General features: G+C 66.0%; 20 protein-coding genes. 9 read left to right on the top strand and 11 right to left on the bottom strand.

Annotated elements, in window-relative coordinates:
* Positions 1-25: 25 nt before the first annotated feature.
* On the bottom strand, positions 26-1,000 hold the full coding sequence (locus ACQR1D_RS02425; protein WP_316215333.1) for a Bug family tripartite tricarboxylate transporter substrate binding protein: 975 nt from the start codon (positions 998-1,000) through the stop codon (positions 26-28).
* Between the two features lie 123 nt (positions 1,001-1,123).
* On the opposite strand from ACQR1D_RS02425, the gene ACQR1D_RS02420 reads away from it, so the two are divergent.
* Positions 1,124-1,534, top strand: coding sequence for a VOC family protein (locus tag ACQR1D_RS02420; protein ID WP_315803876.1), 411 nt, complete (start codon positions 1,124-1,126; stop codon positions 1,532-1,534).
* Between the two features lie 18 nt (positions 1,535-1,552).
* On the opposite strand, the gene ACQR1D_RS02415 is transcribed toward ACQR1D_RS02420, so the two are convergent.
* Together ACQR1D_RS02415 and ACQR1D_RS02410 are read right to left on the bottom strand one after the other, a co-directional pair.
* The gene (locus tag ACQR1D_RS02415; protein ID WP_434839955.1) at positions 1,553-2,878 is read right to left on the bottom strand and encodes a DUF2330 domain-containing protein; all 1,326 of its coding nucleotides are present in this window, start codon (positions 2,876-2,878) and stop codon (positions 1,553-1,555) included.
* Complete coding sequence (locus tag ACQR1D_RS02410) at positions 2,875-3,699, bottom strand: RnfABCDGE type electron transport complex subunit D (protein ID WP_315803878.1); 825 nt, start codon at positions 3,697-3,699, stop codon at positions 2,875-2,877. Before ACQR1D_RS02410 ends, ACQR1D_RS02415 begins: the two co-directional genes overlap by 4 nt.
* Positions 3,700-3,854: 155 nt before the next feature.
* Between ACQR1D_RS02410 and ACQR1D_RS02405 the strand changes: the two genes are divergently transcribed.
* On the top strand, positions 3,855-5,429 hold the full coding sequence (locus tag ACQR1D_RS02405; RefSeq protein ID WP_434839956.1) for an AMP-binding protein: 1,575 nt from the start codon (positions 3,855-3,857) through the stop codon (positions 5,427-5,429).
* A 21-nt stretch (positions 5,430-5,450) separates the two neighbouring features.
* On the opposite strand, the gene ACQR1D_RS02400 is transcribed toward ACQR1D_RS02405, so the two are convergent.
* The 4 genes from ACQR1D_RS02400 to ACQR1D_RS02385 all read right to left on the bottom strand — a co-directional run bounded on the left by ACQR1D_RS02400 (position 5,451) and on the right by ACQR1D_RS02385 (position 10,960).
* The gene (locus ACQR1D_RS02400) at positions 5,451-6,752 is read right to left on the bottom strand and encodes a cytochrome P450 (protein WP_434839957.1); all 1,302 of its coding nucleotides are present in this window, start codon (positions 6,750-6,752) and stop codon (positions 5,451-5,453) included.
* A gap of 112 nt (positions 6,753-6,864) precedes the next feature.
* Positions 6,865-7,974 (bottom strand): HD-GYP domain-containing protein, encoded by a 1,110-nt coding sequence (locus ACQR1D_RS02395; protein ID WP_315803881.1) that lies wholly within the window; start codon positions 7,972-7,974, stop codon positions 6,865-6,867.
* Positions 7,975-8,192: 218 nt separating this feature from the next.
* Positions 8,193-10,475, bottom strand: coding sequence for a molybdopterin cofactor-binding domain-containing protein (locus tag ACQR1D_RS02390; RefSeq protein ID WP_434839958.1), 2,283 nt, complete (start codon positions 10,473-10,475; stop codon positions 8,193-8,195).
* Positions 10,472-10,960: a (2Fe-2S)-binding protein gene (locus ACQR1D_RS02385; protein WP_315735504.1), complete on the bottom strand. Its 489-nt coding sequence runs from the start codon at positions 10,958-10,960 to the stop codon at positions 10,472-10,474. The genes ACQR1D_RS02390 and ACQR1D_RS02385 overlap by 4 nt, the downstream gene beginning before the upstream one ends.
* A 255-nt stretch (positions 10,961-11,215) precedes the next feature.
* Here ACQR1D_RS02385 and ACQR1D_RS02380 point away from each other — a divergent pair, with 255 nt between their 5' ends.
* Complete coding sequence (locus tag ACQR1D_RS02380) at positions 11,216-11,572, top strand: hypothetical protein (RefSeq protein ID WP_434839959.1); 357 nt, start codon at positions 11,216-11,218, stop codon at positions 11,570-11,572.
* Positions 11,573-11,604: 32 nt separating this feature from the next.
* On the top strand, positions 11,605-12,276 hold the full coding sequence (locus tag ACQR1D_RS02375) for a dienelactone hydrolase family protein (RefSeq protein ID WP_434839960.1): 672 nt from the start codon (positions 11,605-11,607) through the stop codon (positions 12,274-12,276).
* A gap of 193 nt (positions 12,277-12,469) precedes the next feature.
* On the opposite strand, the gene ACQR1D_RS02370 is transcribed toward ACQR1D_RS02375, so the two are convergent.
* The 3 genes from ACQR1D_RS02370 to ACQR1D_RS02360 form a co-directional block, all read right to left on the bottom strand.
* Positions 12,470-13,186, bottom strand: a complete 717-nt coding sequence (locus ACQR1D_RS02370) for a polysaccharide biosynthesis/export family protein (RefSeq protein WP_315803884.1) — start codon at positions 13,184-13,186, stop codon at positions 12,470-12,472.
* A gap of 182 nt (positions 13,187-13,368) precedes the next feature.
* Positions 13,369-14,025, bottom strand: a complete 657-nt coding sequence (msrA, locus tag ACQR1D_RS02365; RefSeq protein WP_434893650.1) for a peptide-methionine (S)-S-oxide reductase MsrA — start codon at positions 14,023-14,025, stop codon at positions 13,369-13,371.
* Between the two features lie 177 nt (positions 14,026-14,202).
* Entirely contained in the window at positions 14,203-14,520 is a 318-nt protein-coding gene (locus tag ACQR1D_RS02360; protein ID WP_315715027.1) for a hypothetical protein, read from the bottom strand.
* Positions 14,521-14,877: 357 nt separating this feature from the next.
* Here ACQR1D_RS02360 and rpsT point away from each other — a divergent pair, with 357 nt between their 5' ends.
* A complete protein-coding gene (gene rpsT, locus ACQR1D_RS02355) occupies positions 14,878-15,144 on the top strand; it encodes a 30S ribosomal protein S20 (RefSeq protein WP_012047584.1) in 267 nt (88 codons plus the stop codon).
* 501 nt (positions 15,145-15,645) lie between these two features.
* Here rpsT and ACQR1D_RS02350 read toward each other — a convergent pair.
* A complete protein-coding gene (locus ACQR1D_RS02350; RefSeq protein WP_315803886.1) occupies positions 15,646-15,966 on the bottom strand; it encodes a hypothetical protein in 321 nt (106 codons plus the stop codon).
* Between the two features lie 511 nt (positions 15,967-16,477).
* On the opposite strand from ACQR1D_RS02350, the gene dnaA reads away from it, so the two are divergent.
* The 4 genes from dnaA to recF all read left to right on the top strand — a co-directional run bounded on the left by dnaA (position 16,478) and on the right by recF (position 21,031).
* Entirely contained in the window at positions 16,478-17,917 is a 1,440-nt protein-coding gene (gene dnaA, locus ACQR1D_RS02345) for a chromosomal replication initiator protein DnaA (protein WP_315803887.1), read from the top strand.
* Positions 17,918-18,228: 311 nt separating this feature from the next.
* Positions 18,229-19,347: a DNA polymerase III subunit beta gene (gene dnaN / locus ACQR1D_RS02340; RefSeq protein WP_315803888.1), complete on the top strand. Its 1,119-nt coding sequence runs from the start codon at positions 18,229-18,231 to the stop codon at positions 19,345-19,347.
* A gap of 97 nt (positions 19,348-19,444) precedes the next feature.
* On the top strand, positions 19,445-19,813 hold the full coding sequence (locus ACQR1D_RS02335) for an endonuclease domain-containing protein (protein ID WP_316179097.1): 369 nt from the start codon (positions 19,445-19,447) through the stop codon (positions 19,811-19,813).
* An 81-nt stretch (positions 19,814-19,894) separates the two neighbouring features.
* On the top strand, positions 19,895-21,031 hold the full coding sequence (gene recF / locus ACQR1D_RS02330) for a DNA replication/repair protein RecF (protein WP_434893651.1): 1,137 nt from the start codon (positions 19,895-19,897) through the stop codon (positions 21,029-21,031).
* Positions 21,032-21,140 lie beyond the last annotated feature (109 nt).

Raw genomic sequence — 21,140 nt, 5'->3', positions numbered from 1 at the left:
GCGATCGCGGCGTCGCCTACTCGTCTCATTCGACCTTCAGGCCGGCGAACTCGACGACCTTCTTCCACTTCTCGGTCTCGGCGACGATCTGGGCGCCGAACTGCTCCGGCGACTGGATCAGCGGCTCGCCGCCGAGATCGACGAGACGGGTCTTGATCTCGGGCTCGGCCAGGATGGTGTTGACCTGCTTGTTGAGCTTCTCGATGATCTCCTTCGGCGTGTTCTTCGGCGCGCCGATACCGAACAGCGCGCTCGCCTCGTAGCCGGGCACGGTCTCGGCGACGGTCTGGACGTCCGGCAATTGCGGCGAACGCTGCTGCGTGGTGACGCCGAGCGCCCGCAACGAGCCGGAGCGGATGTGCTGGATGATGGAGGGCATGTTGTCGAAGATGACCTGCACCTGGCCGCCGAGCATGTCGGTGATCGCCGGCGCCGCGCCGCGATAGGGCACGTGCTGCATCTTGGTTCCGGTCATCGCCATGAACATCTCGCCCGACAGATGCACCGAGGTGCCGTTGCCGGACGAGGCCATGTTCACCTTGCCGGGGTTTGCCTTGAGATAAGCGATGAACTCGGCGACGGTCTTGGCCTCGATGTCCTTGTTGACGGTCATCACGTTGGGGACGCGGTTGAACGAGGCCACCGGCGCGATATCGCGGACGAAGTTGAATTTGAGATTGGTGTAGAGGCTGGCATTGATGTAGTTGGCCGGATTGACCAGCAACACGGTGTAGCCGTCCGCCGCCGCGTTCACCACGGCATCGGTGCCGATATTGTTGCCGGCTCCCGGCTTGTTCTCGACGATGAACTGCTGACCGAGCGTCTCGGACAGCCGCTGGCCGATCAGCCGCGCCAGGATGTCGGTCGCGCCGCCCGGAGGATACCCCACCACGAAGCGGACGGGACGGGTGGGATAGTCGGCCGCGGAGGCGTTGCGAACAGCAGCGATGGACGGGACGGCGGAGGCGATCAGACCAAGCGCGGTACGACGTGAAATCATGCGTTTCCTCAGGCATTATCGTTGGGCGGCGGTCAACGAGCCGCCAGGATCTATTGTAACATCGATTGTAACAGAGTGCCGCGATGGCGGCGAGATCGATGTCCCATCAGGAGGGAAGGGCCCATGCCAGTCAAGGTCGATGCGCTCGATCATCTGGTCATCAATGTCGCCGACGTCGAGCGCACGACGGCGTGGTATCAAGCAGTGCTGGGCATGACGGTCCAGGTGTTCGATCCCGGACAAGGCAAGGCGAGGCGCACGTCGCTGCTGTTCGGGAACCAGAAGATCAACGTGCGACCGAAGGACGCGGACAAGGTCGACTGGTTCACGGCCGACCACGTCGTGGCCGGCAGCGACGACCTCTGCTTCCTCACCACCAGCACCCCCGACGAGGTTGTGGCGCATCTCAGGGCGCTCGGCGTCGCCATCGAGGAAGGCCCGGTCGCCAAGCAGGGCGCGCGCGGCACCCTGCGCTCGGTGTATTGCCGCGACCCCGACGGCAGCCTGATCGAGATCTCGTCGTATCAGGATTGAGCCGGGGCCACGCCGAGGTCATTGCCTCGCGGTCTCGCCGCTCTTCTCCATTTTGGCGGCGATCTCGCTGCGCGACCATCCGGTCAGTTGCGCGAGATCCGTCGCCTCCCTGGCGAAGCGTGCGGCGAGATTGTCCTGGTAGGTCTTCGCCGCTGGACAGGACGCCTCGCCCCGCCAGGGGTGGTGCTGGACATAGCGGCCCTGGAAATTGCTGCGGTCCTTGGTCTCGATGAACACGATGTCCTCGGGGAACGTCTTGGCATCGTAGCGCACGTGCAGCCGGGTCGCGTAGGCATCGGAGCCGCCACGGCGCGTGGTGCGGAACGAGGCGTCATCGTCGCTGCCGATCCAGCGCGCGCCGAGCTCGACCAGCTCCCTGTTGCTCATCGGATCGGCGGCGCAGGGGTCGCACCATCCCATGTCCCAGGCATATTCGACGAACACCGCCTGCATGTTCTCACGCGCGACGGCGCGCTCGAACAGCGCCTTGTAGAACGGCCCGAACTCGTCCTTCACATAGAGCGGGACATCGATGTCGGATGGGATCTTCACCGTGCGATAATTGGCCGCCTCGATGCGGCCGCTCCTCGTCAGGGCATAGATGATGAGGTCCTGCGGTCCCCTGGCATTGACCGTGCCGAGCCGCAGCGGCACCATGAACTTGGCGCTCCGGTAGCGTACCTGCAGGGGCCGGAGCTGGCCGTTCCCCAGTCCCTTCATCCGCTCGACATTGACCTTGGCGACGAAGAACCGCATGCCCTGCCTGATGTAGCTGCCGAGCACGGACTCCGCGCCCGCCGGGATGCGATAGTCGTTGTCGGTCAGCCAGCGGGTCAGGCCGTCGCTCTCCTGCGCCGACAGGATCAGCACGTCGTATTCAGCGACGTCGTAGCTGGCCTCGACGGTGACGCCATAGTTCCGCCGGGCCATCTCGTAGACGGCGCCTGCCATCATTGGCGCCGCGGACATGGCCCGCGCCGCGACGACGACCGGCGCGCAAGGGTCGACATCATGATATTCAACCAGCCGCGGCGCGGTGTATTTGTCGAGATGATCGATCGTCTTCGGCTCGACCACACCGATCTGCTTGCGCTCGATGAAGGTCGGCACGGGAACGACGACCGCGAACTCCTTCACGTCGCCCTCGAAGTCGCTGGCCATCGTGATCGCGGTCTGCTCGCCGTCGCGGGCCAGCACGACCTTCGACGACTGGTTGAACAGCTTTGCATCCGCCTGGGCGACATAGAAGCCGCAGAAGGCATTCGCCGGCGCCATCGCCGCGTTGGCCAGGATCGCGGTGGCCGCGACGCCGGTGCGGAAGAGCTTGTTGTCACGCGGGGTCATGTCGACACTCCTTCGGGAACGGATGAACGCCAGGAAAAGCGGGTCTCAGGGACGAGCCGATCGAGCAGCAGCGTGAGCGGCGACAGCGCGATCAGCGCCACATAGAGCGCCGGCCGCATCTGCAGGGCGAAGGTGAGGTAGTGCGCCGCGACCGCAACGCTCAGCGCGAACAGCAGCCGGCCGACGCGCGAGTCCGGCGAGGTGCGCGGGTCGGAGATCATGAAGAAGGTGAAGATCAGCAGCGAGCCGCTCTGCAGCTGATGCAGCGGAATCGCCAGGGGATCGCCGAGCCAGGCGGCGCGCAGCAGCAGGAGCGCGGCGTGACTTGCGAAGAAATACAGCGCGATATCCACCCGGCGGGACGCGCTGAGCACGAGGATCGCGAAGAAGCCGGCGAGGCTCGCGAACCAGATCTCCGTACCCCATTGGCCCGGCGAGATCCACACGCTCTTGGAGCCGAGCAGCAGCCCCACGATCGCGAGCCCGGCCGGGTTGAACATGTGCTTGCCGTCGATGCGCAGCACGAATTTGGAGCCGATCGCGATCATGGCCGCCGCCGCATGCAGCCACAGCGCATCGGCGCGCAACAGCAGGCTGAGCGAGAGGCCGGTGATCAGCGGCGATTTGAGATCGAGCGGCACGCCGGCGATGCGGCAGCAGACCACCTGCGTGAGCAGCGCCATGGTGACCGCGATCACGCTCGCGGCGGGACGCGCGCCGAAATCGATCGCGGCGAAATTGATCGCCAGCAGCGTCGCCAATGCCGCGATCTGGAAATAGCGCGCATCGGGCAGCCGCCATGGTCGTGGCTCGGCCTGCATGCAAACCTCCGGGCGTGTCTTGCCGCGCCATTGGTCGCCCGCAGACGGAGACGGGTTCAATCCCGATTTGATCGCGGCGGCGCGAGGTGGCAAAAGATGACGACAAGAACGAAGCGGCCGGAGACAGGCCGTACTCAAGAATGGCGGGAGCGAAGATGAACGGAACGACGATGGCAGCGGGCACGGTGACGCCGTTCGACGGCATGGACGTGCCCTGGCTGTTGAAGCTGCGCAGCGAGACCCGGCGCGACCATCCGTTCCTGATCTCCGCCCCGTTCGATGCGCCGGCGCGCCGCTGGACCTATGGCGCCTTTCACGACCGTGTCGGCGCCTTGGCCGCAGGGCTGGTCAAGCGCGGCGTCCGGCCTGGCGATGCCGTGCTGATCCATCTCGACAATTGCGTCGAGGCGATGCTCGCCTGGTTCGCCTGTGTCGAACTCGGCGCACTCGCCGTCACGACCAACACGCGCTCGGCAGCCGCCGAAATGAGCTACTTCGCCGAGCACTGTCGCGCGGTGGCGGCGATCACCCAGCCGGCCTATGCCGAGATGATCGCAGCGCATTGCCGCGGTCTCAAGTGGATGGCCGTGATCTCGCACGATCCCGGTCAGGCGGAGGCGCCGGCCGTCGGACGCGGCCAGCGCTTCGAAGCGCTGTTTGCCGACAGTGCCGACCGGCCGCGGCGGCCGGCCGACCCGCTGGCGCCTTGCAGCGTGCAATACACCTCGGGCACGACGTCGCGGCCGAAGGCGGTGCTGTGGACGCATGCCAACGCGCTATGGGGCGCCAAGGTCAATGCCGTGCACGAGGACCTGCATCAGGGCGACGTGCACCAGACCTATCTGCCGCTGTTCCACACCAACGCGCTGGCCTATTCGATGCTGGCCACGCTCTGGGTCGGCGCGACCTGCGTGATCCAGCCGCGCTTCTCCGCGAGCCGCTTCTGGAGCGTCGCGCTCGAGCATGGCTGCACCTGGACCTCGACCATCCCGTTCTGCATGAAGGCGCTGCTCGACCAGGAGGTGCCGAAGCATCACAAGTTCCGGCTGTGGGGCACGGCGGTATCCGAGCCGCCTGCGTTTGCCAGGTTCGGCATCAAGATCATCGGCTGGTGGGGCATGACCGAGACCATCACCCACGGCATCGTCGGCGAGATCGACCAGCCCAACGCGCCGATGTCGATCGGCCGGGCCGCACCGGAATACACCATCCGCATCACCGACGATGACGGCCGGCCCACCGAGGTCGGCGCCACCGGCAACCTCGCCATCAAGGGCGTGCCCGGCCTGTCGCTGTTCGCCGAATATCTCTACAACGCCGAAGCGACCCGCACGAGCTACGATGCCGACGGCTTCTTCCTCACCGGTGACCGCGTCACGCGCCTGGCCGACGGCTTCATCAAGTTCGGCGATCGCACCAAGGACATGCTCAAGGTCGGCGGCGAGAACGTCGCGGCGTCCGAGATCGAGCAGGTGATCATCACCGTGCCCGGCGTGCGCGAGACCGCCGTCGTCGCCAGGAAGCATCCGATGCTGGACGAGGTGCCGGTCGCGTTCGTGATCCCGCAGCCCGGGATCGCGCGCGACGAACTTCCCGGGAAGGTGCTGGCCGCCTGCCGCGCCGGTCTCGCCGACTTCAAGGTGCCGCGCGAGGTGAAGCTCGTCGGTGAGATGCCGCGCTCGACCCTGGAGAAGGTCGCAAAGGCCGAGCTGCGCAAGCTGCTGGATTGAGCAGGATCGAGCGGCTCGACCTCAAGACATCTCCACGCGGATCGGCAGCTTCTTCGGCCCGTTGACGAAGGTCGCCTGCGTCATCTTCACCGGTCCCGCCGGCGACAGCGACGCGAGGCGCGGCAGCAACTCCTCGAACAGGATGCGCATCTCGAGCCTGGCGAGATGCTGGCCGAGGCAGAGATGCGCGCCATAGCCGAAGGCGACGTGCCGGTTCGGCTTGCGGTTGCAACGAAACGTGTCGGGCTCGTCGAACACGGCTTCGTCGCGATTGCCTGACGCGTAGCACAGCATGAGCCAGTCGCCCTTCGCGATATGGCGGCCGCCGAGCTCGGTGTCGGCGGTGGCGCTGCGCATGAAGTGCTTGACCGGCGTCATCCAGCGGATCGCCTCGTCGACGAGTCCGGGGATTAGCGCGGGATCGGCCTTGACGCGCGCGAATTGTTCGGGGTCTTCCGCCAGCGCCCAGATCGCGCCGGCGGTCGACGACGACGTCGTGTCGTGGCCTGCGGTCGCAACGATCATGTAGTAGCTGGTGCGGTCATGCAGCGGCATGTCCTCGCCATTGATCCTGGCATTGGCGATGACGGTGGCGAGATCGTCGCGCGGATTGGCCCTGCGGTCGTCGGTGATGCGCTGGAAGTAGGCGGCGAAATCCGCGACCACGGCCTGCAGCATGGCCGCGAACACCTCCGCCGACAGCGCCTCGCGCACCCGCGCGGTGTCCGGATCCTGCGGGCCGAACAGCTCCTGCGTCAGCTTGAGCATGCGCGGCTCATCTTCTTCCGGCACGCCGAGGATCTCCATGATCACATGCAGCGGATAGCCGAGCGCGACGTCCGCGACGAAATCGCAGACGCCGCCATTGGCCGCGGCCTTCGCCGCCATGCGGTCGACGGTCGCACGCGCGATCTGGCGAATGCGCGGCTCGAATTTGGCGATGTTGGCCGGCATGAACCAGCCCTGCGTCAGCGCGCGATATTTCGGATGGTCCGGCGCATCCATCTGCACCAGCGAACGCACGAGATTGGGCTGGCCGGTGATCTTGTGAACGCGCTCCAGCACCGCCTTGTTGGTCAGCGTGGTCGCACGGTCGGCATTGTGGAACAGATCGTTCTGACGGCTGATGGCGAGAATGTCAGCGTGCCGCGTCACCACCCAGAACGGATCGAACGCGTCGAGCTCGGCCCGCCCGAGCGGATTGTTGGCGCGCAGCCAGCGATAGGCATCATGGATGCGGTCGTCGGCGTAACAGGCCGGATCGACCAGCGCGGCGGCGATATGCCCGGGAATGACCTCGCCGGCCTGTTCGGCTGCGCCCATGCTGCTCCTCCCGCCTTTCATCGATTGGCGGGTAGGATAGTGCGCCTCCGCCGAGATGCACTTGCGTCGAGCAGCTACCGCCGGGCGATGGATGCGCTCTCAGGCGATCGCGTCAATGCGCGCCCATCGCGACCGGGCGAAACGCCTGCAGCAGTTGCTGGTCGAGCTTCGGGCCCATGTTCTCCATGATCTGGAACGCACGGGCATGGGTGAAGGCCGGCCGATAGGCGCGGTGCTCGATCAGCGCGGCGTAGATGTCGACGATCGTGGTGAGGCGCACGATGTCGCTGATCTGCTCGTTGTGCAGCCCGTCAGGGTAGCCGGAGCCGTCGAGGAACTCGTGGTGATGCAGGATGACGTCGAGCATCTCCGGCGGGAAGCCGCCCTGCCGCCACAGCGCCTCGTAGCCGCGGCGCGGATGCTGGCGCAGCAGCGCGATCTCCTCCGCCGTCAGCTTGCCCTGCTTGTCGAGGATCGCGACCGGAATGAACGCCTTGCCGACGTCGTGCAGCAGCGCCGCGCGGACCAGCCGGCGCTGGTCGTCGTCGCGCATGCCCAGATGAATCGAGAAGCCGACCGCAAGCCCGGTCACGAACAGGCAATGCCGGTAGGTGTCGTTGTGGTGACAGCCGACCACGGTCATCCATTCGCGCAAGGACGAGTGCTTGATCGCCTTCAGGATCTTGTTCTCGGCCGCGACGATGTCCTCCATCGTCAGATGCGCGCCGGTGGGCAGCTTCTCGAAGATCTTGACCATGATGGCCTGCGCGGCCTCGACGCCGCGATTGAGCAGCTTGCCGCGATCAGTCTCGTCATAGCCGTCGTCGGCGGGGAGCGCCGAGCGGATGCGCTGCAGCACATCGGCGGGGCTGAACGGCCGCGCGATGGTGTCGGTGGCGCCCAGCGCCCACGCCTGCATGGTGGCGTGGTGCAGCGCCTCGGCCAGCACAAACAGCCGTGGCACCTCGCTATAGGCGCGCGACGACAGCTTCTTGCGCACCCGCTGCACGCTCTCCGGCGAGCGCAGGTTGATGTCGACGATCACGCCGGAGAAGCGGTTGCCGGGGTTCTCGGGGATTTCGGTGGTCGGCATCATGTCGACGTCGCCGACCGAGCGCAGGATGCGCGCCAGCTCGCTGCTCTGGTCACCGCGATCCGACGCGAGCAGGAGATGGCGCCTGTTCGCGGTCTGGGTCACGGTCTGCTTGGCTGTCGCGCTCATACGTGCTCGCCCCCTGCGGTTTGCTGCTCATGCAAGTTACCGGGATACGGGTTCGTCGCGGCTTAAGCCGATCATTCAAGCTGTATCGTTTCAGGTGAGCGAGAGGTTAAGGGAATTGGTCAAATCGTCCGGCGCGGAGACCTGACCGCAGCGCAAAAAGCAACCGCCGGAGACTGGCTCCGGCGGTTCCCAGATACGGCGCTGGCCGCGCGACGACGCTAGGCCTTCATCGCCGCCTTGACCGCCGCCGACGTGATCGGCAGCGAGCGCAGCCGCGCGCCGCAGGCGTTGTAGATGGCGTTGCCGAGCGCCGGCGCGACCACGGTCACCGCGGGCTCGCCGACGCCGGTCGCCTTCTCGCCGTTGGCGATGACGGCGATTGCGACCTCCGGCACCTGGCTCATCCGCAGCGGCGTGTAGCTGTCGAAGTTGGTCTGCTCGATGCCGCCATCCTTCAGCGTCGCCTTCTCATACATCGCCAGCGACAATCCCCACAGCGCCGCACCCTCGACCTGGGCGCGGATATTGTCGGGATGCACTTGCGTGCCGACGTCGGTCGCCACGGTGAGCTTCTTCACCGTGACCTCGCCGGTGTCGGCAACCGCCACATGGGCGACGCACGCCGTCCAGCTCGCGGTCGCCCGCTCCTGCGACGACACGCAGGACACGCCCATGCCCTCGCCCTTGGGCAGCTTCTTCGCGCCGTAGCCGGACAGGCCCATCGCTGCCAGCAGCGTGTTGCGCAACCGCTGCGCGCCGCCGTCGTTCTTGCCCTTGCCGTCGAGCAGCGCGATGCGGAACTGCGCCGGGTCCTGCCCCGAGGCCACCGCGATCTCGTCGATCATGCTCTCGACCGCCCAGAACGTCCAACCCGGCGCCACAGAGCGGAGCTGCCCGGACGGCGTCGCATTGTGCGCGAGCTCGTTCTTGATCGCGCGCACATGGTGGTTGGGCACGGTGTAGAAGAAGTCGGCGCCGTTGACCGTGAACGAGTCGAGCGGCCCCTTCTTGTCGACCGAGGGCGACAGGAAGTCCGGGATGCCCCAGCGCGCCGTCGGCCAGGCTGAGACGACGTCGTGGCTGAGCGCGATCAGCTTGCCGTTGCTGTCGAGCCCGGCCTTGACCTTCTGGTAGGTGAGCGGCCGCGAGTAGTCCATCGTCATGTCGTTCTCACGGGAGTAGATCACCTTGACCGGCTTGCCGACGGCCTTCGCCGCCTGCACCGCCGGCACCATCATGTCGGCATCGAGCCTGCGGCCGAAGCCGCCGCCGAGCCAGGCCTGGTGCATAACGACATATTTCGGATCGATCCCGGCAGCACCCGCCGCGATCGCGCCGGAACGGGTCGCGAACTGATTGCCGGAGTAGATGTGCAGGATATCGCCCTTGAACTCGGCGGTCGCGTTCATCGGCTCCAGCGGCGCATGGATGTTGATGCTGGTGGTGTACTCCGCCTCCAGCACCTTGGCCGCGCCCGATAGCGCTGCAATGGGATCGCCATCCTTGACGAAGAACTGCCCGGCATCGTCCTGCGCCTGCAGCCGCATCGCCTCGGTGATGATGGTGTCGGTGCTGACATTGGCGTAGGGGCCTTTGTCGTAGCTGATCTTGAGCGCGTCCGCCGCCTTCCTGGCGTTGGCATAGGTGTTGGCGACCGCCACCACCCAGCCCGAGGTCGAACCGGTCTTGTCGTCGAGCGTCACCGCCTTGATGAAGCCCGGCACCTTCTTGGCCTCGGAATCGTCGACCGCCGTGACCGTGGCGCCGAAGCGCACCGGCGGCGTGACGACCTTGCCGTAGACCATGCCCGGCAGCATCGTATCGATGCCGTATTTCGCCGTGCCGTTGGTCTTGGAAGGAATGTCGAGCTGCGGCACCGAGACGCCGATCATGGTGTACTGATCGGGCGTCTTGAGCGTCAGCGCCTTGAGCTCGTCGGCCGTGAAGCTCTTGGTGATCTTGCCGCTCTTGACGATCTCGGCATAGCTCATCTGCTTCTTGGACTTCGGATGCATCACGACGCTGTCGCGCACGACCAGCTCCTTGGCCGGCACGCCCATCGCGGTCGCAGCCGCCTCGGTGAGCGCGATGCGGCCGGCTGCGCCGGCGCGGCTCATGGCATCGAAGTTCATCATCGTGCTCCAGCTGCCGCCGGTGATCTGGGCGCCGAGCACGGGATCGTTGAACTTCGGATCGTTGGAGGCGAGCTGGACCCGCATGTCCTTCCAGGCGGCGCCGAGCTCCTCGCAAACGATCTGCGCCATGGTGGACGCAATGTGCTGGCCCATGTCGGCCTTGCCGCAGGTCACGGTCACGATGCCGTCCGGCGCAATCGCGTACCACACGCTGGGCTCGAAGTTTGCAGGCGCCGCGGCGGCGAGTGCGCTGTCGGCGAGGCCGGCGTAACCGAGCACGAGGCCGGTCGCGGCGGTGCCGACCAGGAAGGAGCGGCGGCTGAGATCGGGGGCCATCGAAGGCGCTGCTTTCACGTGCTGGTTCATGTCGCCCTCCGGTCGCTGGTGTTCGACGCGGTACGCATTTCGGACGCGGCGCGCTGGATCGCCTTCTGGATCCGCGAATAGGTCATGCAGCGGCAGAGATTGCCGTCCATATGTGCGACGATCTCCTCCTTGGTCGGGCTCGTGGTCTTGGCGAGCAGCGAGGCCGCCTGCATGATCTGGCCGGACTGGCAGTAGCCGCATTGCGGCACCTGCTCGGCGATCCACGCCTTCTGCAGGGGATGATCGCCCTTCTGCGACAGCCCCTCGATGGTGGTGATCTTCTTGTTCGCGACGTCGCCGACCATGGTCTGGCACGAGCGCACGGCCTCGCCGTTGACATGCACGGTGCAGGCGCCGCACAGCCCGGCGCCGCAGCCGAACTTGGTGCCGGTCATCTGCAACTGCTCGCGGATGACCCATAGCAGCGGCGTATCGTGCGCCGCGTCGACGGACATGGTCCGCCCGTTGATGGTGAGATTGGGCATGTGGTTTCTTCCCCGCCCGGCGTGCGACTTCGCTTACGGCGAAGTTCGGTTTTATCGATTCGCTGGAACCCACCGGATAGATGCCAGCCATCATAAGAATGATCGCGTTGCCGCGGCGACGCAACGGGATTTGAGCGTCGGCTTGGCAAATGAAACGGCATTTGCGTTGTGCAGCGCGAACGATGCTGGGCTGGTGACGCCGGGCGCGCTAAGAAGAGGTGCAGGCCGCGCGACAGCGAAAGGAGATTTCAGCCCATGAGACCGTCCGTACGTATGACGCTGTGCCTGGCTGCGGCCGTGCTGCCGATCCTGGCAGCCGCACAGCCCGCAGGAGCCGGGCAGCCGCACGGAATCACCCGCCTGCCATTCACAGCGACGTCATCCAACGTGTCGCCGCTTGCGTTCGGCATGGATGTCGGGGAGACATCGCGCGTGCTGGATCAGCCGTTGATCTATCTGAACGGCACGTCCGGCAACGAGACCTTTCTGGCACTGCGTAATCTCGGCGGCAGCGGACTGGTCCCGCACCGTCATCGGCTGTTCCTCCAGTTCCGCAAGGGACGGCTGACCGGCTGGAAAGAGGACTACGGTACCAACTGGATGTGGCGCTGAAGCGTGCGCCGCGACTTCGTAAAGGACAGAACGTGGGACAGGACATCAAGCTCACCGCATCCGACGGCTTCCAGCTCGGCGCCTATCGCGCCGATCCGACGGCGGCGCCGAAGGGCGCGCTGGTCGTGATCCAGGAGATCTTCGGCGTCAATCATCACATCCGCAATGTCTGCGACCGGCTCGCGGCCGAAGGCTACGTCGCGATCGCACCGGCGATCTTCGACCGCGTCGAGCCCGGCTTCACCTCGGGCTATTCGCCTGACGAGATCGCGGTCGCGCGCAAGTTCGTCGCCAATCCGGATTGGGCGGCCTTTTTGCGCGACACCCAGGCCGCAATCGACGGCGTGAGGAATGTCGGGCCGGTCGGCATCATCGGTTTCTGCCTCGGCGGCAGCATCGCCTATGCGGCTGCGACCAAGCTCACCGGGCTGAAGGCCGCGGTCGGCTACTACGGCGGCGCCATCATCCGCTTCGCCGACGACAAGCCGACGGTTCCGACGCAGCTGCATTTCGGCGAGAAGGACGCCGGCATCCCCCTGAGCGACGTCGAGACCATCAAGGCCAAGCGGCCGGACGTCGAGATCTTCGTCTATCCCGGCGCACAGCACGGCTTCGGCTGCGACGAGCGTGCGAGCTACGACAAGCCGAGCGCGGATCTGGCGTGGACCCGTAGCCTCGCGTTCCTCGGAACGCATTTGCGCTGAACCTCACCACCGTCATTGCGAGGAGCGAAGCGACGAAGCAATCCAGAGTCGCGCGTGACGCTCTGGATTGCTTCGCGGAGCCTGTCATCGGGCCGCGCATGTGCGCGGACCCGTTGGCTCGCAATGACGGCGGATGGAGCAGCGCGCCACTCGGCGGCAATGTATCCCTGTAGCCGGGCGAGACGTGCTGATATCAGAACCAGCGCTCGCCGACCTGGATCGTATCTCCCGGCTTGAGCGAGGTCCCGAGCGGAACCTCGTAGCGCGCGACTCCGGACGCATCGGTATGCGTCAGGGTGACGATGTCGCGCCGCGCCCGAGGCGAGAAGCCGCCGGCGATCGCGATTGCGCTCTCCACCGTCATGTTGGGCACGTAAGGGTATTGGCCGGGCGCCTGCACCTCGCCGAGGATGAAGAACGGGCGATAGGCCTCGATCTCGACCGCCACCGATGGCTCGCGGATGTAGCCGTTGCGGAGCTTGGCGGTGATCTCGGCGGCGAGGCCGGCGGTGGTGCGGCCACGCGCCGGCACGCTGCCGATCAGCGGCATCGTGATCGATCCGGACGCGTCGATCGCATAGGTGTTGGTCAGGCCCTCCTGGCCGTAGACGACGACGCGCAGCTTGTCGCCGGCGTCGAGATGATAGGCGGAGTCGCGCCGCGCCGGCACGTAGCCGGCGGGAACGACATAGGCGCCCGCGCGGGTGGCGGCAGCGAACGAGTTGCGCAGCGCCGGGATCGCCCCGCCCTGCCCGGTGGCGGCAACCGGGCCGGAGGAAGGCGTTCCATAGGCCATCGCGTCGAGATCGCTCTGCGGCTGGACGGCAGCGACGGGGGAGATCGTCTGCATGCAGCCCGACAACAGGATCGCGGACAGGACGGCAATGACCGGAACAAACAACGCGCGCACTCGAACAATCCTTGAATGAGGATGTGCGTTAGTCATGCGCGGTTAAGGTTAACAAACCGTTGGCGCGTGCAGTCCGTGCATCCGCAAGCGCGCCGCGGTGAAGGCGGTTCGAAAAAAATCCCCCTCCCACCGCGTGGGAGAGGGACCCGAGAATATTCGGCGCGATCCGGCGCGCGGCTGGCCTAGGCGCTCACGCCGACGCCGATCGGGCACGCGACCCCGGTGCCGCCGAGGCCGCAATAGCCGGCCGGATTCTTCGCGAGGTACTGCTGATGATAATCCTCGGCGAAATAGAATGGCCCCGCCGGAGCAATCTCGGTCGTGATCGCGCCGAGCCCCTTGGCACGCAGCGCCGACTCATAGGCCGTCTTCGACGCCTCGGCGGCCTCGCGCTGCGCGTCGCCGAACGTGTAGATCGCCGAGCGATATTGCGTGCCGACGTCGTTGCCCTGGCGCATGCCCTGGGTCGGGTCATGGCTCTCCCAGAACGTCTTCAGGAGCCGCTCGTAGGACATGACCTTGGGATCGAACACCACCAGCACGACCTCCGTGTGCGCCGTCTGCCCCGAGCACACCTCCTCGTAGGTCGGGTTCGGCGTATGGCCGCCGGCATAGCCGACGGCGGTGACGTGGATGCCGTCGCCGAGCTGCCAGAACTTGCGCTCCGCGCCCCAGAAGCAGCCGAGCCCGAACACGGCCTGCGCGAGGCCGTCGGGATAGGGCGGCAACAGGCGGCGACCGTTGACGAAATGCGTGGCGGCGGTCGGGATCGGCTGAGTGCGGCCGGGGAGCGCCTCGGCGGCAGACGGCATGACAGGGGCTTTGCGCATGAAGAACATGGGATGTCTCCGCTCATGGCCAGCGCCCGCGGGACGGCCCACGGCGCGATGACCTCTCCTCAGGGGGAATATATAGGGCTCTACGGGTCCAGCAGTAGCGCTGTTACGCCGCGCCAGCGGTTCCCGCGGCATGCTGCCAGCATACAGCTGCCGGCGCAGCGAGACGAACCGCCGCGCTCAGTCGCGTCCATAGCCGATCAGCGGCTTGCGCGGCCGGAACAGCAGCATCAGCAGGATTCCAAGCAGTCCAAGCACCGCAAACACCGGCTGGTCCAAAAACACCTTGACGATCCACTCCCACAAGAACGGGGCCTTGGCCTCGATCCAGGCCTTGAAGGCGGCCTGGCTCGCCTGGTGGACGTCGTTCCAGAGCTGGCCGAAACGGGTGAACTGCAGGGTCTGGTCGGCCACCCAGCGCGCGCCGTCATAGACCAGGAAGATGAAGCTTCCGGCCAGCAGCAACAGCCCTACCAGACGGAAAAAACCGCGGATCATGCCTCACCTGCCCTCTCTCGCACGCCCTTGCGGGCAGCAAGGCCATAGCGGGGCCCCCGCAGAAATTCAACCTCGTCAGGGGCTTAGAACCGGGTTTTGGTCGATTCCGGCCGCCGCGGGCGCTCCGAGACCGTTGACGCTCGGCAGGCCTGCCCCTATAAGGTCGCCATTGGCGGTGGGCGCAATCCCGCCGCCGCTGTTCTTTGAGCAGCGCCGATCCGCCGAGCATCCGCTCCGGTCATGGCATTCTCAGAGAGGCGTCCGAACAACCCACCGCGTCGATGGGGCCGCGTCAAGCGGGCCGCGCGCGTACCCGCAAGAGCGGCGACTGCTCGCCGCCGAAGGATATTTGAGAGCATGGCCAACACGACCTCCGCGAAGAAAGCGACGCGCAAGATTGCCCGCCGCACCATCATCAACAAGTCGCGCCGCACCCAGATGCGCGGCGCCGTTCGCTCCGTCGAGGACGCGATCAAGAAGGGCGACCGCGAGGCTGCGCTGAAGGCGATGGCCAACGCCGAGCCGCAGCTGATGCGCGCCGCGCAGCGCAACATCATTCACAAGAACAACGCGAGCCGCAAAGTGTCGCGCCTCACGCATCAGATCGCCAAGCTCGCGAAGTAACGCGACCGCGCCACTGGCGAACTATCAAGATGCAAACAGCCCGGCTCGCGCCGGGCTTTTCTTTTTGCGCATTGCGCCGGAGCACATTCGTTCCTCGCCGCGCCTTCTATTTGATGGCGATATCGCGTCGCGAATGCGATCTGCGCGTGTTGGAGGATGCGCGACGTCATACGCGCCTGACATTGTTCCGTAGTCCTACGTGACGTTCCGTAGTTTTACGCGGTGACAATATTGTCTCACGTGAAACAGCGAAGACTCTGCGCGTCGCGCTTGCGCAGCGATGTCAAGTGAGCGCGGCGCGTCGTTCACGTCACGCACCGCGCATCGCGGGAGTTACCCGCGTCCGGCAATCGCGAAAAACATCGTCTCGAAAATGACTTAAGCGCATAGCGCGACCAAGTGATTGGAAAAGCGGGTGAGGCCGGTCGAAACATAAAAAAATTATGAAGAAATTTTGGGCAGACGATGTTGTTTGTCACATCCGAGATTCCTCGCGATGATTCAAAACGTTGCTTTCTTAACGCGCAACACCGCGTCGCAACCGCTGCGAAGACTCGTCACGCGTGCTCCGATCTTATGGATTGCGAGTCCCGACGCATCGTGTATTTCTTTAATCACTCGCGGCGCCCACGATCTTGAGACCAGCGCGGTTTTAGAAACGGGGCGGACGTGCAAATCGGCGGCGGTGTGCGCGTTGGCGACGCTTTCCAAAGCGATGGCCGGATCTGTACCCATAGCAATATGGGGAACGACCGAACTTTGTCGAAATTTCTCGGGCGCAGCATCATCGTTGCGCCGCTTTGAACAAGAGAAATACGACATCGGTCGACCCGGCCGGAGCTCGTGGCGGCTTCGCTCACCGAGTGGACAAGTTGGACGGGATGTACGGCGGTGCGGCTGAATCTTGGGGTTCGGACGCGGCGGCATTGGGATGACAACTTGCCGTGAGCAATCACGGCAGGGCGGGGAGGTTGCATGCTTTACGGACAAATTGCGGGCACACACCATAAGCTGGTTCCGGATCACGCACCCTTGGCGGTCGGCACTTTGGCGGTCGGCACTTTGGCGGTCGGCACTGAAGTGACCGGTACGACCAGCACGGCCATCGCCAGCACGGCCATCGGCCCTCCCGCTCGTCCGAGTATGCGCTGACCTCGCGGAGTAGTTTTCTTCACCAGCATTGATCAGCCCAACGGCGCTCGCGCCGAACGGCAAGCCATGTCTGGAGTTGAGCCTCCGCTCGAGGTCTCGCTGCGGGAGACGCGTCCTTCCACGGGACGCCTGCCCGGCGATCACACGACACCACCACTCAATTCGAAAAGTTGCGACTGCCATGACAAATTCGGAACAGGAACGCTGGTCTCGCGTGAAGGGTCGGCTGCGCTCGACCGTCGGCGAGGATGTCTATACGAGCTGGTTTGCGCGGATGGACCTCGAAGCCGTCCAGGACGAAAGCGTTCATCTGTCGGTGCCGACGCGTTTCCTGAAGAGCTGGATCCAGGCGCACTACGCCGAGCGCGTGCTGTCGTGCTGGCAGGCCGAGATGCCGGAGGTGCACCGTATCGATCTGTCCGTTCGCACCGCGATGCGCTGCGCGACGCCGGTCAAGGAAGCCCCCGTCGCCGTCGAAGCCCGCCGCGCCGAGCGCAGCGACGCCAAGCCGGCGACCAGCGCCGACACGCGAACGGCGTCGGCTGCGGCTTCGCTCGCCACCAGCCATGACGCGCTCGGCGGCTCGCCGCTCGATCCGCGGCTGACCTTCGCCAGCTTCGTCGTCGGCCGCGCCAACACGCTGGCCCATGCGGCGGCGCGCCAGGTCGCCGACGGTCGCCGCGGCGATCCCGTGATGTTCAACCCGCTCTACATCCATGCCGGCGTCGGGCTGGGCAAGACGCACCTGCTCCAGGCCGTCACCTGGGCCGGCAACGCCGGCGGCGAGCGCAAGGTGCTGTACCTCACCGCCGAGAAGTTCATGTACGGCTTCGTCGCGGCGCTGAAATCGCAGACCGCGCTGGCGTTCAAGGAAGCACTGCGCGGCATCGACGTGCTGGTGATCGACGACCTGCAGTTCCTGCAGGGCAAATCCACCCAGGCGGAGTTCTGCCATACGCTGAATGCGCTGATCGACGCGGGGCGCCAGGTGGTGATCGCAGCCGACCGGCCGCCGTCCGACCTCGAAAGCCTCGATGATCGCGTCCGCTCGCGGCTTGCCGGCGGCCTCGTCGTCGAGATGGCAACTTTGGGCGAGGATCTCCGCCTCGGCATTCTCAAGTCGCGCGTCGCGGCGGCCCGCGCCCATCATGCGAGCTTCGACGTGCCGGAGCCGGTGCTCGACTATCTCGCCCGCTCCATCACCCATAACGGCCGTGATCTCGAAGGCGCGATCAACCGCCTGCTGGCGCATTCCAAGCTCAACAATCAGCCGGTCACGCTCGACATGGCCGAGCGCGAGGTGCGCGACCTGGTCCGCCCGCAGGAGCCGAAGCGGATCAAGATCGAGGACATCCAGCGTGTCGTGGCGCGGCAGTACAACGTCAGCCGCTCCGACCTGTTGTCGTCGCGCCGCACCGCCAACGTGGTGCGCCCGCGCCAGGTCGCGATGTATCTCGCCAAGACGCTGACCCTGCGCTCGCTGCCCGAGATCGGCCGCCGCTTCGGCGGGCGCGACCACACCACCGTGCTGCACGCCGTGCGCAAGATCGAGGCGCTGGTCGGCAAGGACGTCACGCTGAACGACGAAGTCGAGTCGCTGAAGCGCCAGCTGCAGGATTAGAGGGCACGCACGGCCAGGGGAGCGGACAGAAGGTTCGCCCCCAGCCGGGCCATTGTCCCGGCGGCTCGACGCTGCCCTCGGGCGTCATGCTCGGCCCCTGCCTCCGGGTCCCGGAAGAGCCTGCCGAAACATGGGAAATCGGCTCCGCATCCCTTGCGCTTGAGCCTCATCCGCGCCACTTTACGCCTCCCCCTCACGCTCCTGGACGCTGGCCAAGCGCCGTTCGGGCGCGAGGTGCCATCGGCCGCGGCGCTGCTCTAGCCCGCCGGCATTCCAGGACGAGATCAGTTGGGAACGGGCGGGTAAGTGCAATGAAGGTGACCGTCGAACGCGCGCAGCTCCTGAAGTCGCTGGGCCACGTCCATCGTGTGGTCGAGCGGCGCAACACCATCCCGATCCTGGGTAACGTGCTGGTCCGCGCCGAGAACGCCCGGCTGTCGCTGCGCGCAACCGACCTCGATCTCGAAGTGACGGAAACCCTGGCCGCCGAGACCGCCACCGCGGGCTCGACCACAGTTCCGGCGCACATGTTCTACGACATCGTCCGCAAGCTGCCGGACGGCTCGCAGATCGTGCTGGAGAGCGACGGCGAGCGCGCGGTGCTCGCGATCCGCGCCGGCCGCTCCAAGTTCACCCTGCAGACGCTGCCGGAGAGCGATTTCCCGGATCTCGCCGCGGGCGAAATGACGCACGCCTTCGGGGTTCCGGCCAAGGACATCAAGAGCCTGATCGACCGCACGCAATTCGCGATCTCGACCGAGGAGACGCGCTACTACCTCAACGGCATCTATCTGCATGCCGGCGGCACCGCCAAGCAGCCGACGCTGCGCGCCGTCGCCACCGACGGCCACCGCCTCGCCCAGGTCGACCTGCCGCAGCCGGCCGGCGCCGCCGAGATGCCGGGCGTGATCGTGCCGCGCAAGACCGTCGGCGAGGTGCAGCGGCTGATCGAGGACAATGACAGCGAGATCAGGATCGAGCTGTCGCAGGGCAAGATCCGCTTCACGCTCGGCCAAGTGGTGCTGACCTCGAAGCTGATCGACGGCACCTTCCCGGATTACGGCCGCGTCATTCCGCAGAACAACGACAAGGAGCTGGTCGTCGACAAGGCCGATTTCGCCGCCGCCGTCGACCGCGTCTCCACCATCTCCTCCGAGCGCGGCCGCGCCGTGAAGCTGGCGCTGGCGCCCGGCAAGCTGGTGCTGTCGGTGACCAATCCGGATTCCGGCAGCGCGACCGAAGAGCTCGAGGTCGAGTACGCCGCGGATGCCCTCGATATCGGCTTCAACTCGCGCTATCTGCTCGACATCGCCGCCCAGATCGAGGGCGAGGTCGCCGTGCTCCGGCTTGCCGATCCCGGCTCGCCGACCCTGATCCAGGACCGCGACAACAGGAATGCGTTGTACGTGCTGATGCCGATGCGGGTGTGAGGCGCGCTGCACGCAACGCTTGGGACGAGCCACACGACGAAAATCCCCTCTCCCCTTGCGGGAGAGGGTGCCGAGCGAAGCGAGGCGGGTGAGGGGTATGCCTCCACGATCACCGAGCCATCGGACGACATCCACACGCATCCGCGGCTTCGCCAAGACGATGCGACGTCAGCCGACCGAATCCGAAGCGGCCATGTGGCGACTGCTACGTGATCGCAGGTTTGAGAAATACAAATTCCGTCGTCAGGCGCCCGTAGAGCAATTCATCCTCGATTTCGTTTGCTTCGAAAAGCGCCTGATCATCGAGATCGATGGCAGCCAGCATGCTGACAACGAGAAAGACACCGAGCGAGACGCGATCTTGAAAGCTGCAGGATTTCGCATCGTTCGCTATTGGAACAACGACGTGCTGTACAATTCGACCGCCGTTCAAGAGGACATCCTCACGAAGCTGAGCGAGCCGTGAGATACCCCTCACCCGCCGCCTTCGGCGGCACCCTCTCCCGCAAGGGGAGAGGGGATTTCGAATGTGTGGCCTAGATTTCCCATGACCCCTTCCCGCATCCACCGCCTCGCGCTGACGCATTTTCGCAGCTATCGCGCTGCCAGCGTCAGCGTGCAGGCGGACATGGTTGCGCTGGTCGGCGCCAATGGCGCCGGCAAGACCAATTGCCTGGAGGCGATCTCGTTCTTCGCGCCGGGACGCGGCCTGCGCCGCGCGACACTCGAGGATGTCGCCGACAACCAGGGCGACGGCTCCTGGGCGGTCTCGGCGGAGGTCGAGGGGGCGCTGGGGCTGACGACCTTCGGCACCGGCATCGAGCCGCCGCGCAGCGACGCCAGCACCACCAGGCGCTGCCGCATCGACCGCGAGCCGGTGGGCTCCGCAGCCGCCTTCGGCGACCACATCCGCATGGTGTGGCTGACGCCTGCGATGGACGGCTTGTTCATGGGCGCGGCCTCGGAGCGGCGGCGCTTCTTCGACCGCCTGGTGCTCGCGATCGACAGCGAGCATTCGAGCCGCGTGTCGGCGCTGGAGCGCAGCTTGCGCTCGCGCAACCGGCTGCTCGAGGTGCGCAATTTCGACGACCACTGGTGTGGCGCGATCGAGCGCGAGACTGCGGAGCTCGCGGTCGCCGTCGCCGCGAGCCGCGGCCAGACCGCGGTGAAGCTCGCTGCGATGCTGCGCCAGCGCGGACAAGCCTCGGCGTTCCCATCCGCCGAGATCGCGCTCGACGGCTGGATGGAGAATGCGCTGCTGAGCGAGCCGGCGCTTGCCGTCGAGGACCGCTACCGCGCGATGCTGCGCGACAATCGCGCGCGCGATGCCGCGGCTGGCCGCACGCTCGACGGGCCGCATCTCACTGATCTCCATGTCGTCTACGCGCCGAAGAACATGCCGGCGCGCGACGCGTCGACCGGCGAGCAGAAGGCGCTGCTGATCGGCCTCATCCTCGCGCATGCGACGCTGGTCGCCGAGACCACCGGCATCGTGCCGATGCTGCTGCTCGACGAGATCGTCGCCCATCTCGATCCCGGCCGCCGCACCGCTTTGTTCACCGAGCTCGGCACGCTCGGTGCCCAGGTATGGCTGACCGGCGCCGATCCCGCGGCGTTTGCCGAACTACGCGAGCTCGGCGAGATCTTCAGCGTCGAGGCGGGCCGGATCAGCTCGCGTCGGTGATCCCTTCGGCCGTTGGTCGGGATCCCCTTGGGTCGTCCGGACTCACCCCTGATCGCAGGCCAAAGAGCGCCGCCGCGCGCCTCAAAACCAGCCGTGAGAATGGCCTGAA

The sequence above is a fragment of the Bradyrhizobium sp. HKCCYLRH2047 genome (assembly GCF_051168175.1).
Lineage (GTDB): Bacteria > Pseudomonadota > Alphaproteobacteria > Rhizobiales > Xanthobacteraceae > Bradyrhizobium.
The sequence above is the reverse complement of the archived record's forward strand: the minus strand, read 5'-3'. Positions and strand labels throughout refer to the sequence as shown.

Coding starts and splice junctions, on each gene's coding strand:
- msrA (WP_434893650.1), bottom strand. CDS start 14,025: ATGTTCTTCATGCGCAAAGCCCCTGTCATGCCGTCTGCCGCCGAGGCG.
- ACQR1D_RS02335 (WP_316179097.1), top strand. CDS start 19,445: ATGCCTCCACGATCACCGAGCCATCGGACGACATCCACACGCATCCGC.
- dnaN (WP_315803888.1), top strand. CDS start 18,229: ATGAAGGTGACCGTCGAACGCGCGCAGCTCCTGAAGTCGCTGGGCCAC.
- ACQR1D_RS02425 (WP_316215333.1), bottom strand. CDS start 1,000: ATGATTTCACGTCGTACCGCGCTTGGTCTGATCGCCTCCGCCGTCCCG.
- ACQR1D_RS02420 (WP_315803876.1), top strand. CDS start 1,124: ATGCCAGTCAAGGTCGATGCGCTCGATCATCTGGTCATCAATGTCGCC.
- ACQR1D_RS02350 (WP_315803886.1), bottom strand. CDS start 15,966: ATGTCGTATTTCTCTTGTTCAAAGCGGCGCAACGATGATGCTGCGCCC.
- ACQR1D_RS02405 (WP_434839956.1), top strand. CDS start 3,855: ATGAACGGAACGACGATGGCAGCGGGCACGGTGACGCCGTTCGACGGC.
- ACQR1D_RS02410 (WP_315803878.1), bottom strand. CDS start 3,699: ATGCAGGCCGAGCCACGACCATGGCGGCTGCCCGATGCGCGCTATTTC.
- dnaA (WP_315803887.1), top strand. CDS start 16,478: ATGACAAATTCGGAACAGGAACGCTGGTCTCGCGTGAAGGGTCGGCTG.
- ACQR1D_RS02380 (WP_434839959.1), top strand. CDS start 11,216: ATGAGACCGTCCGTACGTATGACGCTGTGCCTGGCTGCGGCCGTGCTG.
- ACQR1D_RS02360 (WP_315715027.1), bottom strand. CDS start 14,520: ATGATCCGCGGTTTTTTCCGTCTGGTAGGGCTGTTGCTGCTGGCCGGA.
- rpsT (WP_012047584.1), top strand. CDS start 14,878: ATGGCCAACACGACCTCCGCGAAGAAAGCGACGCGCAAGATTGCCCGC.
- ACQR1D_RS02385 (WP_315735504.1), bottom strand. CDS start 10,960: ATGCCCAATCTCACCATCAACGGGCGGACCATGTCCGTCGACGCGGCG.
- ACQR1D_RS02395 (WP_315803881.1), bottom strand. CDS start 7,974: ATGAGCGCGACAGCCAAGCAGACCGTGACCCAGACCGCGAACAGGCGC.
- ACQR1D_RS02400 (WP_434839957.1), bottom strand. CDS start 6,752: ATGGGCGCAGCCGAACAGGCCGGCGAGGTCATTCCCGGGCATATCGCC.
- recF (WP_434893651.1), top strand. CDS start 19,895: ATGACCCCTTCCCGCATCCACCGCCTCGCGCTGACGCATTTTCGCAGC.
- ACQR1D_RS02390 (WP_434839958.1), bottom strand. CDS start 10,475: ATGAACCAGCACGTGAAAGCAGCGCCTTCGATGGCCCCCGATCTCAGC.
- ACQR1D_RS02415 (WP_434839955.1), bottom strand. CDS start 2,878: ATGACCCCGCGTGACAACAAGCTCTTCCGCACCGGCGTCGCGGCCACC.